Annotated in this window: 14 protein-coding genes; 11 read left to right on the forward strand and 3 right to left on the reverse strand. The window is 43.8% G+C overall.

Annotated features, from left to right (window positions below; translation table 11 throughout):
* Positions 1–111 precede the first annotated feature (111 nt).
* From D1814_RS13200 to D1814_RS13245, 10 genes are all read left to right on the forward strand, one after another.
* Complete coding sequence (locus D1814_RS13200; RefSeq protein WP_232368886.1) at positions 112–1587, forward strand: radical SAM protein; 1476 nt, start codon at positions 112–114, stop codon at positions 1585–1587.
* 10 nt (positions 1588–1597) lie between these two features.
* Positions 1598–3355, forward strand: coding sequence for a DUF1223 domain-containing protein (locus tag D1814_RS13205; protein ID WP_118492988.1), 1758 nt, complete (start codon positions 1598–1600; stop codon positions 3353–3355).
* 130 nt (positions 3356–3485) lie between these two features.
* On the forward strand, positions 3486–4079 hold the full coding sequence (locus tag D1814_RS13210; protein ID WP_118492990.1) for a DedA family protein: 594 nt from the start codon (positions 3486–3488) through the stop codon (positions 4077–4079).
* The gene (locus tag D1814_RS13215; protein ID WP_205422062.1) at positions 4066–5193 is read left to right on the forward strand and encodes a D-alanine--D-alanine ligase; all 1128 of its coding nucleotides are present in this window, start codon (positions 4066–4068) and stop codon (positions 5191–5193) included. Before D1814_RS13210 ends, D1814_RS13215 begins: the two co-directional genes overlap by 14 nt.
* 15 nt (positions 5194–5208) lie before the next feature.
* On the forward strand, positions 5209–5757 hold the full coding sequence (locus D1814_RS13220) for a hypothetical protein (protein ID WP_118492995.1): 549 nt from the start codon (positions 5209–5211) through the stop codon (positions 5755–5757).
* Position 5758: 1 nt separating this feature from the next.
* Complete coding sequence (locus D1814_RS13225) at positions 5759–6532, forward strand: NRDE family protein (RefSeq protein ID WP_118492997.1); 774 nt, start codon at positions 5759–5761, stop codon at positions 6530–6532.
* A 47-nt stretch (positions 6533–6579) separates the two neighbouring features.
* A complete protein-coding gene (locus D1814_RS13230; RefSeq protein ID WP_118492999.1) occupies positions 6580–7026 on the forward strand; it encodes a YHS domain-containing (seleno)protein in 447 nt (148 codons plus the stop codon).
* A gap of 17 nt (positions 7027–7043) precedes the next feature.
* Entirely contained in the window at positions 7044–7499 is a 456-nt protein-coding gene (locus D1814_RS13235; protein ID WP_118493001.1) for a hypothetical protein, read from the forward strand.
* Entirely contained in the window at positions 7496–9265 is a 1770-nt protein-coding gene (locus tag D1814_RS13240; RefSeq protein WP_118493003.1) for a lysophospholipid acyltransferase family protein, read from the forward strand. Before D1814_RS13235 ends, D1814_RS13240 begins: the two co-directional genes overlap by 4 nt.
* Before the next feature lie 114 nt (positions 9266–9379).
* Positions 9380–10306, forward strand: a complete 927-nt coding sequence (locus D1814_RS13245; RefSeq protein ID WP_118493005.1) for a dienelactone hydrolase family protein — start codon at positions 9380–9382, stop codon at positions 10304–10306.
* A gap of 40 nt (positions 10307–10346) precedes the next feature.
* On the opposite strand, the gene D1814_RS13250 is transcribed toward D1814_RS13245, so the two are convergent.
* From D1814_RS13250 to D1814_RS13260, 3 genes are read right to left on the reverse strand one after another with little or no spacing between them, the layout of a single operon-like run.
* Positions 10347–12560 (reverse strand): xanthine dehydrogenase family protein molybdopterin-binding subunit, encoded by a 2214-nt coding sequence (locus D1814_RS13250; protein ID WP_118493007.1) that lies wholly within the window; start codon positions 12558–12560, stop codon positions 10347–10349.
* Positions 12547–13572, reverse strand: coding sequence for an FAD binding domain-containing protein (locus D1814_RS13255; RefSeq protein ID WP_118493009.1), 1026 nt, complete (start codon positions 13570–13572; stop codon positions 12547–12549). The genes D1814_RS13250 and D1814_RS13255 overlap by 14 nt, the downstream gene beginning before the upstream one ends.
* The gene (locus tag D1814_RS13260) at positions 13572–14081 is read right to left on the reverse strand and encodes a (2Fe-2S)-binding protein (protein WP_118493011.1); all 510 of its coding nucleotides are present in this window, start codon (positions 14079–14081) and stop codon (positions 13572–13574) included. The genes D1814_RS13255 and D1814_RS13260 overlap by 1 nt, the downstream gene beginning before the upstream one ends.
* A 243-nt stretch (positions 14082–14324) precedes the next feature.
* Between D1814_RS13260 and D1814_RS13265 the strand changes: the two genes are divergently transcribed.
* Positions 14325–14987, forward strand: coding sequence for a DUF1456 family protein (locus tag D1814_RS13265; protein WP_118493013.1), 663 nt, complete (start codon positions 14325–14327; stop codon positions 14985–14987).
* Positions 14988–15099: the final 112 nt, after the last annotated feature.

Consider the following 15099-nt stretch of genomic DNA (forward strand, 5'->3'; position numbering starts at 1 on the left):
GTTACACAATAAAACAATGTGGCTAGTGCAAAAAAACGGCATGCCTTGAAAGTATTTTCAAATGTAAAAGGTCTTTGTTGATACTGAGTAGTTTGAAAAAGGCACATTAAAATGGCGTGCTCCCCTGGTACTACAAGAAATCAACAACTTGCTTCTACACGAAAGCGAATGGGTGAACATTTTACTCCCAATCAACTTTTGGGGCGAACGCACACCATTGGCTGTGTTGCTGTTGAAATCACGCAAAAATGTAATCTTGATTGCACCTTATGCTATTTGTCAGAGCATTCGCAAGCAGTTCGTGATATTCCCATTCAAGAAGTATTTAAGCGTTTAGACAACGTGCTTAAACACTATGGGCTCGGAACCAGTGTGCAAATTACAGGGGGCGACCCTACGTTAAGAAAACGCAGCGAGCTTATCGATATTGTTGCTTATGCAAATCAACTTGGCTTACATACGGCGCTTTTTACAAATGGTATTGCTGCCACAAGAGACCTGCTCACTGAGTTAGCCGAAGCTGGGCTTAACGACGTTGCATTCCACGTAGACACCACACAAGAGCGCAAAGGTTATGATGATGAGCAGTCGTTAAATGCTATTCGTGAAGATTACATAGAGCGGGCCAAAGGTCTGGGCCTTATGGTTATTTTTAACACCACAGTGCACACCGACAACTTCAAAGAACTGCCCATGCTGGTGGACTTTTTTGTACAACACGCAGGTGCAGTTAGTTTTGCTTCGTTTCAGCTTCAGGCTGAAACCGGTCGAGGCGAGTGGGGGGCACGAACTGATGTGGTCGACCCGCTTACTGTAAAAGCGGCCATTGAAAAAACGATATCTAAAGCTTTGCCGTGGGAAAAGGTACGTATAGGGCATAGCGATTGCCACAGCTACATGCCCACTTTAGTTGCCGATAATCAAGTCTATTCGGTAGTTGATAACGCGCAATTGTTTGCGCAATTTATTGAAGACTTTAAGCACATACAAACAACCCGGCAGCATGGCACCGCAAAGATTATATGGGATTACAGTAAAGCACTGCTTGCTCGCCCACTATGGATTTGGAAGCTCGCCAAAGCAACATCGGCCAAGCTGTTGGAAATGCGCATTAGTTTAGTTAAAAGTCGCGGGCGTGTGCATAAACTGTCGTTTTTCGTTCAAAACTTTATGGATGCCAGTGCGCTGCAGCAGGACAGAATTGATGCGTGTTCATTCATGGTAATGACAGCAGACGGCCCTGTTTCCATGTGTAAACATAACGCCGAGCGCGATGAGCATATATTGAAACCACTTTCTTACACCAACCATCGCGGGCAGGTAAAGCAATACCAGCCATTAGGAGAGCGCTATCGAGAAGATAACGTGATCCCTATTCGACTGCTTGCCAATGATGAGCCTGTTCACGAACCCATCATTGGGGCCTCAAACGAATCAATCAGTGAGTCACCTAAGGTGTTAAATCAAGGGCCAAGTCAAGAGTTAAGCCAAGAGCTAAGTCATGAGTTAGTTCACGGGGTTAATAACGAACTTGGCGCTAGAGCAAGTAGCGTTCCCTCAAATCAACAAACTTCAGAAATAGGATAAGGAAGAAGCCATGCAGTATTCTAATTCGCTCAAGTTTAACAGCGCTTTCGGTGACGCTTCGCGAGTGTTTGTTTCATGGGTTTTAGCGCTTTTCTTGTTGTTTTTGGTACAGAGTGTAAGTGCAAGCGAAAAGCCAAATGAAGTAAATTCAATGAGTGCTAACGCTGAAAACCAAGCGCTTGTTACGCTGAAGCAAGCTTACAAACAAGCGACCCAAGACTGGGAGTATGTATTAGCAAATTATGTTGATGAAGAAGGGCGAACTAATTTTAAGGCCTTGTCTGAGGATATTGCGCCACTAGAAAATGTCGTATCTTTTATTGGCTTTGCTAGTCCAACAGCAACACCTGAATTATTCACTTCGCCAGAAGAAGTAATGAGCTATCACATCAATAGCTACAACGCATTGGCAATGTATGGAGTGGTTGAAAAAGGTATTCCAGATGGCTTTACAAGCTTTTTCTCTCGCGCCGCTTTTTTTAAGTTTCGAGATGTGGTGATTGGCGGGAAAGTCACTAATTTATACGACTATGAAAATGACGTGATAAGGCCGTTAAACGAACCAAGGGCACACTTCGCGCTTAACTGTATGGTGAAAGATTGTCCACGACTACCTAAAACGCCATTTTACCCAGAGCAATTAAATGAAACGCTAGAACAGCTTACCTATGAATTTTTCAGCAAGAAAAAGCACTTCTATTTAGATGGTAAGCGCAAACGAGCGTATGTGTCAGAAATATTAGACTTCTATACAGAAGACTTTGTTGCGTCGGGCAAAGCCCGAGACTTACCCCAATACATCAACCAATATATTGAGCAACCAATACCTTCCAATTACAAGCTTCGCTTTATTGATTACGACTGGCGTATTAATGCACAGCCGGAACAATCGATGGTTTCAACATCTATAAATAGAGACGTAGATAATGCTTCGAGCCAAGCTGCAAAGAACCCCATAGTTAAAGCTGCCCTTACTCTGCACTCTAATGAGAGTAAAACCGCAGGTTTAGCGCATGTTCCAGCGTCTGAATTAGCACCGTTGCTAACGACAAACTCATTATCCAATGAATCAGCAGGCGCGCCTTTCATACTTACCAGCACGCCTAATCAAACAACCGTCTTGGAACTTTATACATCCCAAGGTTGCAGCAGCTGCCCACCGGCTGAAAAATGGATTTCAGGCTTTGTAGATAGCGAGAAGTTATGGACTGAGTTAGTTCCCATTAACTTTCATGTGGACTATTGGGATTATTTGGGTTGGAAAGATCCCTTCGCTGACAGTGCTTTTAGTAAAAGGCAACGAGACTACAAGCGTGTAGGTAAAGCCAACACTATCGCCACGCCCGGTTTTGCCCTAAATGGCCGTGCTTGGAACGGTTGGTTTCGCGGGCAGCCGTTACCGAACAAAACCGCCCCTTTGTCTGGCGTACTTCATGCTTCGGTAGAAAACGACAACATAAACGTGACGTTCAATAAAACAAACGCGAGCAGGGATAACCCTTCGCTAACGGTTCACGCGGCATTACTTGGTTTTGGCATAGAAACATCGGTAAAGCGAGGTGAGAACGCAGGGCGGAAACTCGTTCATGATTTTGTTGTTATCGACTATGAACAGGATACGTTGAGCTTCGATACTCAGTATTATCAAGGGCATTTACCGTTTCCAGAAAATAGTCAAACTAGTACAACTCGAAAGGCTATTGTGGTTTGGGTATCGCAAGAAAGCGACCCTTCGCCACTTCAGGTCGCAGCATCTTGGTTGAATTGATTTTCCACTTTAAACCTATGTCTTTTGCCAGAAAAATTAGTTAATTAGTCTATTTCTTAGATGTTTAAGAAATTTTTATTGTCTTACAGCTATCTTTTAAGACGTATACCTAGAGTTTAAGAAGAACAGCATGGAGTTTGTTACATCAATTCAACACGGGCTTTTAAATGGTTCGCACTCTACAGCCCTGTTGATGGTTGGAATTGTAATTCTGTCTTATTTATTAGAGGACGTCGCTATCGTCACGGCAGCAGCTATGTCTTCAAACGACTTGTTGCCCACGCACTTAGCGCTTTTAGCTATTTTTCTAGGCATTGCCACCGGTGATTTAGGGCTTTACTGGTTAGGAAGAATGGCAAGGAAAGTAAGGGCTATGCGTTTCAGGCTGGTAAAAAAACAAAAGTTTCGTGCTATTCAAAAACGCCTACTGAAGGGCGCTTTCGTTCATTTGTTCATTATTCGTTTTGTACCAGGCTTAAGAACAGTGGGCTACTCTGTAAGTGGTTTTATAGCCGTTCCCGTGTGGATTTTTACGGCAGCAGTGCTTTTGGCTAGCGTGCTTTGGACTAGCATAATTTTTGGCACACTTCATAAATTAGGTTCAATTGATGTGGTTCAGCAAAACATGCTTTTGTTTGTTCTAAGTGCAGCGGTGATCATGTGGTTGGTTAATAAAACGTTGCAAAGCTATTTTAAAAGAGAGGCTTATAGTGCCACTAAGTAATATTTGTGTAATCGAGCAAGGTCGCGTTAATGCAGGGTTGCCCCAACTTCCTATTTCTAAACGAGATATCTCGCCATTTGAATTTATTCCTGCGTGGGTAGCTTACGCCCCTGTCGTTTTGCAAAGCTTGATCATAGGTTTGGCGAGATTCGACTGGGCTCTTCCACTTTCTGCAAACCCAGCAATTAAACTAAGCGGTATGGTGGGCGAGTCAAAAAACGATATTTTCGAAGCAGTGGGGCCGATTACCAAACAGTATATCCTTCCTTTTTATACGGTTAAAAAGACGACAGGAAACAGCGAAGATATTTTGTCCAAACTTTTACCTACACTTGAAACCCAAGGTCTTCAATATCCGCTGGTAGCGAAGCCAGACTTGGGGTGTCGAGGGGCAGGCGTTAAGCTGATTAAAAATAATAAGGACTTGTTTAATTACATCGAAAGCTTTCCTACGGACAGCCGCTTTTTACTGCAAGCCAAGTCCATTTATCAAGCCGAGGCAGGGGTGTTTTATGTGCGACAACCTGATGAAGAAAAGGGCAAGATAATTTCAATGACCTTCAAATATGCTGCATGCGTTGTGGGTAACGGTGTAGATACCTTGGAAGTACTTATCCAACGAGATTCCCGTGCGGGAAAACTGGCGCATTTGTATTTGCCAAGGCATAAAGAAAAGCTTAACTGGGTAGTGCCAGAAGGCGAGGAATTTCAATTAGCCTTTGCTGGGAGTCACTCGCGCGGTTCTATTTTTAAAAACGGTAACGCGTTTATAACCCCCCAGATGGAACAGAAGTTTGACGAAGTACTTAAAGATTTTGATGGTTTTCATTACGGGCGTCTGGATATTAAGTTCGACGACATTAGCCAACTAATGTCGGGTGGCGACTTTGATATTTTAGAAATTAACGGCGCAAGCAGTGAAGCAGCCCATATTTGGGATAGTGATGCTTCGCTTACCGAAATCTTTTCTACGTTAATGTACCAATATCGCTTGCTATACCAAATTGGGTATAAACAAAAAAAGCGAGGTATTAGCCCACCGTCAATTAAGCAGTTGCTTTCAGCTTGGAAAGAAGAAAAGCAGCTAGTACAGCACTATCCGTCTACTGATTAGTCTTTGCGAGGTATTATGAAAACCATTCATTTAAACGAAAAGGCGAGTCAACGGTCGTCAGTATCTACCATTATCTTAGGGTGTGAAGAAGTACTTAACCAGGGTTTAGATTTTTTAGAGAGTATTTCTCAAATCGACTATGTTGCGGTATGCACCCCGCACATGGAAAGTTCAATAGGTGAACACTTTAGGCACTGGTTGGATTTGTTTCATTCTTTAGCCACTGCTGAAGACAAAGTAGATTACAACATTCGTCGGCGCGGGCACGCAGTAGAAAGAGATATAGAGGTCGCTAAAAAAGAGATCGCAATGTTGAATAAATGGCTTTGTGATATTAGCGATGCTTGTTTGGGGGCAGTTATACAAGTTGAGCTAGAAACATTAGTTTCAAAAAAGGCTATTGATGAAGCCTCATCAACGTTAGGTCGAGAGCTTAGCTTCGTCGCACTTCATGCCACCCACCATTTTGCCATGATCAAACTAGCGGCTTCTATGCAGGGAATAAGAGCGGTAAGTAATTTTGGTGTGGCCCCTAGTACTGCAAGCTTTAGACGGTCGCAATAGCATGTGTACGTTAAGCTGGCAAAAGACAGAAGATGGAACCACTCGTATTTACTTTAATAGAGACGAGCAGCGAACACGAAAAAGCGCGTTAAAACCACAGACATTTCTGCTCGATGGCGTTTATTGCACTATGCCTATAGACCCTGAAGGGCAGGGGACGTGGATTTCTGTAAACGAACACGGTTTAGCTGTTTGCCTTTTGAACTATTACCAAGGAGAAGTTCCTCAGGGCCCGCTAATTAGCAGAGGTTTGTTGGTAAAACATTTAGCCAGCGCGAATTCCTACAGCGACGTGTTATTCCGATTGAGACGCTATGAACTTGAGCGAACAGCGCCTTTCACACTAGCCATTTTTGACAGAGATTTCACAGGTCAGGAAATTCAAAGTTGGATTTGGGATGGACACAATCTTGCTGAAAAGAGAGTCAAACCACCGCTAGTTTCAGCAGCGCTTCATTTTGAAGAAGCTTATCAATACCGCCATTCACTTTTTCGCCTTTTATCTAAAACCTTACCTAGCCATGAAATAGGGCCGCAATTCCATCGGTCTTATAATAAACAGACGCCTTTTCTCTCACCTCTTATGAATAGAGAGGACGCTAGAACGGTAAGTTTAACGTCTATTTTTGTTTCTAAAGAGTTACAAGACATGTATTACGAGTCGATAGAGGAAAGCCTTTTTAGCGAAGCCGCCGTTCACAAATGCGCCTCAAATAAGGCGGTGATAGGCAAAGTGGCTATAGACAATTCGCTCTGTGAAGTAGAACAAAATTAATTGGTAAGCGACAACGCTGTGCCAATGCAAAAACTAAGGGTCAAAATATGAAGAGAATAGCGTTACTTTTTATTGCAATAATTAGCTTTAATGCGTTTGCAGAAGATGAAATTTACACAGGTTTATTTAGCAGTAAAGCGGTGGGCGGGTACGATACAGTTGCCTATTTTTCTCTAGATAAAGGCGATGCTCCTGTGAAAGGAAAGAGTGACTGGGTTACCGAATACAAAGGTGCTGATTGGTACTTTTCTTCTAAAACTAACCTTGAAAGGTTTAGGGCAGATCCTGAACGCTATGCTCCGCAATATGGTGGGTATTGCGCGTGGGCTGTTTCAGCTATGAATGATTTTGCGCCAGGCGATGCTGAATACTGGGCAATTGTTGATGGCAAGCTATATTTAAATTACAACAAAAAAGTCAAAAATGACTGGGACGCTGATCGCGCTTTACACATTTCACAAGCTGATTTGAATTGGCCAATTCTTAGTAAATAACGAAAGAGATATAAAACATGAAAAAACCACCATTAGAGATTGTTCTATCGGTTTTTGTCGCCTTTATTTTTGTCCAATCATTGTTTTTTAAATTTACTAATTCGATAGAAACAATTCATATTTTTAGTACCTTGGGTGATTGGGCAAATCTAGCTTGGTTCAAAGAATATGGTGGCTATTTAGTTGGTATAGCAGAGTTAATCGCATCTATTCTCTTATTTAGCCGGCTGCATGGTTTAGGCGCCGCAATGACTGTTGGTATTATGTCGGGTGCAATTTTCTTTCATTTATTTACTCCATTAGGCATTGCTATGCCTGAATTTGATGCAGCCGGAAACATAGTTGGAAATGATAGCGGCACCTTATTCGTAATGGCATGTTTAGTGTGGATAAGCGGCGTGATTTTGCTTGTTAAAGACATGAAAAATCCAGAAGGGATCACCTACAAGCTACTTAATAAGGGGCTTAAATGAGTGCCGTTAGCCCATTCAAGCTGCCTAGAAAAACCCCTTTTGGCTTCGGTGAAAAGGTAATTGAGAAGGTATCGGGGTTATCTAAACTTGATGCTATTTATGAAAAATACGCTTTTTCAGACGATTCGTTTGAGTTTGCTAACGAAGTTCTTGTGCAGCTTAATACGCGTTATGAAATAGAGCGAGGTAGCATCGGTGATATTCCTAAAAAAGGGCCGTTAGTCGTCGTTGCCAACCATCCATTAGGTGGTCTAGAGGGAGTGATCCTTGCTGCGCTAATCGGCAAAGTCCGTCAAGACGTAAAAGTGCTTGCCAATGAAATGTTATCCAGAATTCCACAGCTTGCTCGATTATTTATTGGTGTGGATGTTTTTGAAACTAAATCTTCTCGCTCAACAAATACACGGGCAGTAAAGGAAGCGCATCGCCATTTAAGCGAAGGTGGTGTACTCATTGTCTTTCCCGCCGGCGAAGTGTCGTCTTGGCAATCTGGGCAAAATCAAATTACTGACAAAGATTGGAGTAAGTCTATTGGCGGTTTTGTGCGACGTTCACAAGCGCAAGTATTGCCTTTGTTTATTGATGGAGTGAATAGCCGGTTGTTTTACCAAGCTGGTAGAGTACATCCGTTACTAAGAACGCTGCTGCTTCCTCGTGAGCTCATTAATAAAAGCGGGAAAACAATAACGGTTTCTTTAGGAGATGTTATTGAGGCGAAGGAGCTAAATAAGCTTGACAATGATAAGTGCATTGCTGATTACCTAAGACTTAATACCTATTTACTGAACTCCTCAAGAAACGGTGACAGCACCTCAATAAATGGTGATGAAAACCGTAATTATTATGCTACCCCAGTGATGGATGCCGTAGATAAGGCATTGCTCGCCAAAGAAGTTGAAGAACTTAACGATGATGATTTGTTACTCTCCCAAGGTGATCTTGAAGTTTATTGCGTATCTTCAAACCGGATTCCCAATAGTCTTATGGAAATTGGCAGAGTCAGGGAATTGTGCTTTCGCGCAGTCGGAGAAGGAAGTGGAAATGCTAGTGATACAGACGAGTACGACCGGTCCTATTTACAACTCTTCGTTTGGCAAAAACAAAAACACGATATTGTGGGAGCCTATAGGTTAGGCATTACAAAAGAGCTAATTCAACAAAGTGGTATTGAAGGCTTATATTCACGCAGCTTGTTCAATTATGATTCTGCTTTTTTGAACAGCATGGACGACAGTATTGAAGTGGGACGTTCTGTTGTTGCGCCGGCGTACCAGCGCCAACTGCAGCCTTTATTACTTTTATGGAAAGGTATTGCTCATTTCGTTGCCAAGAATCCTAAATATACTCATTTGTTTGGTCCGGTGAGTATTAGCAACGACTATAGCCCTGTTGCTAGACAACTTATTGCTTCAGTGATGACGGTCACTCATTATGACAATGAAAAGGCGAAGCTCGTTCAGCCGACCACTCCTTTAGCACCTTCTAATAATACGTTTTGGCAATCAGATATGCTGTCTTCCTTAGGCGACGTAGGTTTATTTTCTAAAGTGCTGTCCCGTTTAGAGAAAGGCCCAGGAATTCCGATTTTACTGAAACAGTATCTGGGACTGAACGGAAAACTTGTATGTTTTAACGTTGATCCAGCATTTAATGATGCGTTGGATGGTTTAATTGTTGTCAATCTCGCGCAAGTGGATAAGCGTACGTTGGGTAAGTATATGGGTAAAGAAAACGCTCAGCGATACATACAAAGGCACCAGCATTAAAAAGGTAGAACGACACAAGTTTTCTTTGTTTTCCCATTCGTTTGCAGCGTTTATCAGAATGTAATTTGGGCACCATGTGAGTGCAATTTTCTATATTTTAAAGGATTGAACGGTATGAAATCAGATGAAAGCACAAAGTTAAGTAACTCAGTAGACGAAGCTCTTCAAATACCGCAACAGGCATTTGATTGGTACGATGAATACGCCCACGGAGATATAGACCGCCGAACGTTTTTAACTCGTCTTGCTTCACTTTCGGTTGCTGGTCTCACCGTAAGCGCTATTGGTGGCGCACTTATTCCTGACTATGCAAAAGCAGAGCAAGTGTCGTTTAACGACCCAGCTATTAAAGCTACTTACGAAGTCTTTTCATCGCCCAAAGGCCACGGTGAAGGCGGTGGTTATTTAGTACAGCCCACTAGCTTACCTGAATCTGGCGTTGCGCCTTGTGTTTTAGTGGTACACGAAAATCGCGGTTTAAACCCTTATATAAAAGATGTAGCTAGAAGACTTGCTATGCAAGGTTATGTGGCTTTTGCTCCAGATGCGCTGTTTCCGCTAGGTGGTTATCCGGGAAATGATGACGACGGCCGCGCTATGCAAAAGAGCCTTGATAAGGACAAAATAGAGCAAGACATGGTAGCGGCAGCGCTGTGGCTTAAAGATCATGAAAAGACAACAGGTAAGCTTGGCGTAGTAGGTTTTTGCTTTGGCGGCTATATTGCTAATTTTCTAGCGGCCAGCATACCTGACAAGTTAGACGCTGCGGTTCCTTTTTACGGGACACCAGCTAACCCGCCGTTAATTAAAGAAGTGAAAGGCCCTTTATTGATTCACTTTGCTGAAAACGATAAGCGGGTGAATGCCACATGGGAGAGCTATAAAGCCGTATTAGAGGAAAATGACGCTGAGTACGAAGCCTTTACTTATGCCAAAGCACAGCATGGTTTCCACAACGATTCGACAAGTCGTTACAGCCCCAAAGACGCGGAATTAGCGTGGCGCCGAACGGTAGATTTTTTTGATAGTCATTTGAAATAATGTGTATTGGAGCGGCCTAATTAGGCCGCTTCTTTAACGTTTATTTTTTACCTGCGATTATTTTATCCATAGTAATGGGAAAGTCTCGTACCCGCACTTTGCATGCATCATAAATCGCGTTAGCAATAGCGGCGCCGGCACCAGTAATGCCTAGTTCACCAATACCTTTTGCGCCTACTGGCGATGCGGCATAATCAGGCTCTTGCAAAAAATCTAAACTTACCTCGCTAATATCTCTATTTACGGCAACGTGATACTCACCGAAGTCTGGGTTTACGAAGCTTGCCGTATCTGTGTGATGGTGGATTCCTTCGGTAAGCGCATAGCCTGCACCCCACACCATCCCTCCTTTTATCTGCGAGGCAGCTGTTTTCATATTTAAGATCTGCCCTGCACTGAACATGCCATACTGACGAAGCAGCCTAACTTCACCTGTGTATTCATCTACCTCAACTTCCACGAAGTGCGCACCGCAGGAGTACTGCTCATCATCACTGGTGTCGTCTTCGGATACTTTCCCGGTTGCTGACATAGGGAAGTCGTTGTTAGAGATAAATTTGTCAAGCAAGTGCACTTCAGTTGCGCCATCATTGTCACTTTGTGCGCAAGGCACCAACTTTACTTTCCCATCTGATATGGATACTTTTGCCTGGCTAAGAGCTGGGGGAAGTGAGCTTTTAATATTCGCAATAAGCGCTTCACACGCCTTTTTAACCGCCGAGCCAGAGCTAGCGGCTCCGAATGAGCCACCTGAGCCGCATGAGGCGGGGTAGCGGCTATCACCAAGTTTTACCGTGACATTGTCTACCGACGTATTTAAGGTGTCTGCGGCAATTTGGGTAAGAATGGTGTAGGTTCCTGTCCCAATATCTGTCATATCAGTACGAACCGTTACCTCACCGTTTGCACTTAATTCCACTTCCGCCGAGCTTTCAACAAGCACATTCATACGCATGGCGCTGGCTACCCCATGACCAATTTTTTTCCCTGGTGTGGGCTGTGCTTTGTGCTGCCATTTGAAGTTTTGCGCGCCTTGGCGAAGGCACTCCCCCAAGTTGTGGGTAGTAAAGGGCGTGCCTTTCATAGGGTGCACTACTGGCAGGTTTTTTATGCGAAACGTAAGCGGGTCGATGCCTGCTTCATGCGCAAGTTCATCAATAGCCGACTCAAAAGCCAACGAACCAATGGCGTCGCCGGGAGAGCGGGTAGAGTCGATAAGCGGCAGGTCAACGTCTTTGACTCTATGCGTACTTTCAATAAACTGTGATTTATAGGTAACCCGTGCGCCAGCCCCCGTTGCTTCGGCAAATTCATAGCCTTTGGCTTTGGGCATAGCGCTTTTGTGCTGTATGCTTAACAGTGCATGATCATCACCAGATGCAAGGTTTATCTGCTGTGTACTGTGCCCGCGGTGGGGAGTGTTATAAAAGACTTGTCGTCTACTTAACACCACCTTTACTGCGCGTTCTAATTGCCTAGCCCCTATACAAGCAAGCGTAGCATCGTAGTGAAGACCTAGTTTAGAGCCAAAGCCACCACCTACAAACGGACTTTGCACTACAATGTCTTCTACATCCATTTCAAGAGTAATAGCGAGCGCTTCTACAGCCGTTGCAATAATTTGCACGCTACAATAGACCTCAAGCTTTCCATCTTTAAAGTCGGCAACCGTGGCGTGGGGCTCCATTGCGGCCGAGATTTGGCTTGGCGTGGTATAGGTTGTGTGGATGCTTGCGCGAATATCGCTTTGCTGTGGTTTGTTTCCGCTAGATGCATCTGCTTCAAACCCACCATCTAGCGACTCTGGCTTTTGCGTAGCATCATCAAACTCTGTGAGTAAGTCTGGTGTTTTACCATTTATGGTATAGCTGACTAGACTTGCAGCAAAGCGTGCTTGCTCCAAAGTGTCAGCAATAACTAATGCCACGGGCGCACCAAAATGACGAATGTGAGGCTCGTTAAGCACAGCGCGACTTTGGGTAAACCTACTTTCATCCGCAGGCTTGCTAAATGGCTTAAGGGGCCCCGCATTAATATGTGTGATCACCGCGTGTACGCCATCGGCCTGTTCTGCTTGCTCTGTATTAAGGGATGTGATTTCACCTACGGCAGTGTCACTTGATACAACCCAGCCTATTAAAGGAGCGCGTTCGCTCATATGCTCTGCAGCATACTTTGCTTGGCCTGTCACTTTTGCAGCGCCATCAACCCGGCTAACTGACGTTCCTACCGTTTTAGCGTTATGCGTTGTCATATAAAGCTCCTTCATGCTGCGGGTGCTTTTCCTGATGTTCTGCTATCTCTAAAAGCACTTTTTCTAACGTCCTGCGCAATAGTTTTGGCTTGAAATCGTTACTGCCGTAGGTCCTTGCGCTAGATAATTCAGCTTCAGCCGCTTGCGATATAACTTCAGGTGTTATCTCAGCGCCTTCAAGAACACGAATAGCCTTTTGCGGGTACCAAGGCTTAGTGCCTACACCACCAAAGGCGAGTGTAAGATCTTTAACTCGTCCGTCATCAATTTTTAAACCAGCAGCAACAGACACAAGGGCAAATGCATACGAAGAACGGTCTCGTACTTTGTGGTAGTACTGCGTGCCATTAGCTTTCTTCTCTATGCTGACATGGGTAATAAGTTCATCTTCAGCTAATTGATGTTCTATGTGTGGTGTGTCACCCGGTTCATAATAAAAATCTCTCAGCGCAATTTTGCGAGTGTTGCCATTAGGTTGCTGGGTGTGCACTTGAGCGTTTACGGCCATCATGGCCACAGCCATGTCGGAAGGGTGGGTGGCAATACAATGCTCGCTGATACCAAAAATAGCGTGAATTCTATTCATACTGTTAAGTGCACTGCAGCCAGTACCAGGCTCTCTTTTGTTGCATGCTTTCGTTGTATCGTAAAAATAATAACAACGGGTACGCTGTAATAAATTGCCGGCCGTCGTCGCCCGGTTTCTTAGTTGAACCGTTGCGCCGCTTAATAAAGCTTGTGCAAGTAAAGACAGTGAGGGCTGCGTGTGAGCAAATTTCGCTAAGTCAGAATTGGTCACCATGGCGCCAATATAATAGTGATTGTCGTCTTCGGTGATAGCGTTAGCTTTTTCCCATTTCGCTAGACTCACCAATGTTTGAGGCGTTTCTACCTGTAGTTTCATTAAGTCTATAAGGTTGGTGCCGCCTGCCAAAAAACGTGATGTATTGTTTAAAGGGAAGCTATCTAACTGGGTTTCGCCGTTATAATGATGGAGGTCAAATGGCTGCATTATTGTTTCTCCAAAGCAATGACATCTGTGATTGCATCCACAATATTCGGATAAGCGCCGCATCGACAGAGATTACCGCTCATGCGTTCGCTGATGTCTTCCTTAAGAGCTGCTGTACTATTACGAGAACGGCTGTAGGTAACAGCGCTAGGGTCTTCATTACTCATCTCGCGAAGCAAAGATACCCCTGAACATATCTGACCGGATGTGCAGTAGCCACATTGAAACGCGTCACGCTCGATAAAGGCCTGTTGTAAGGAATGAAGCGCTTCATCTTCACTTATACCCTCAATCGTTGTGACTTCAGCGCCTTCTAGCTGAAATGCAAAGACTAAGCACGCATTGATGCGCTCGCCGTCGGCGATAACCGTACATGCACCGCACTGGCCGTGGTCGCAGCCTTTTTTAGTACCAAAAAGTGATAAATGTTGATGAAGAAAATCTAAAAGTGTAGTTCGTGGGTCATCAGGGAGACTGACGTCTTTCCCATTGAGATTTAACGTTGCCATGGAAGTATCCTTTTACCAATGAGCTCAATTTCGGTACTCCAGAGAAATGAGCGTAACGAGATATACAGTATCGTTACGCCATGAAAGTTAATTTGGTTTCACCATGAGAAAAATGGTGTCGCTTGCTTGTAAGCCGTGATAGATGCAAATGCTTAAGTGGTGTAAAATGTAAGAAAGAGCCGTTGGCTCTACATTTTTAATTTATGCCGCTTATTGGCTACTCCACCTTTCAGGCCCACTTACATGATTCACAACGATGTTCTACGTCGCCTTCGTTATGCGTTAGCTATAAACGACACTGCAGCTATAAGCATTTTTAAATTGGTTAACTACGATATGGAAATTGACTATTTACATGCCGTAATGAAGCGAGAAGATGAAGCGGGTTATTTGCCGTGTCGAGATAAGATTATTGCGCTTTTTCTTGATGGATTGATTATCAAGAATCGAGGTCGACAAGAAGGACAAGCGCCCAAAGAACTTGGGCCTAAAGAGCGATTAAGTAATAACGAAGTACTTCGCAAAATTCGTATTGCAATGAGTTACAAAGATGAAGATATGATTGAAGTACTTCAACTGGCTGGCTTTAGAATTAGTAAGAGCGAGCTTTCTGCTCTTTTTAGAAAACCAGACCACCGCAATTACAAACCTGCGGGTGATCAAGTAGTACGTAATTTGTTGCAAGGCATGGTGAAAAAGTATCGACCAGAGTCTACGCGACAAACTTCGAACAAGTCATCGAAAAGCTCGAATGCTATTGGCACTAAACCAAGCGCACTTAATAAGAGTGATAGTAGGCAGAAAGAGGAGAAGCCGAAAATGACGCGTAAAAACACAAATGCAAAAGCGTCGCCCGCCAAGAAGGATGATGCAGGTTCTGTTTGGGGTAAGCTTTCTAAAAAATAAAAGCCTTCAAAAGATTGCGGTCGTATAAAACGCATTTGAGGTAAAGCGCGTAGGACAATAGACCAAATGCGGTTGTTTAAAAGAAAACACCCCTCAATTCTATGACTCTTTT

This window comes from Alteromonas sp. BL110, from assembly GCF_003443615.1.
In the GTDB taxonomy this organism is placed as follows: domain Bacteria; phylum Pseudomonadota; class Gammaproteobacteria; order Enterobacterales; family Alteromonadaceae; genus Alteromonas.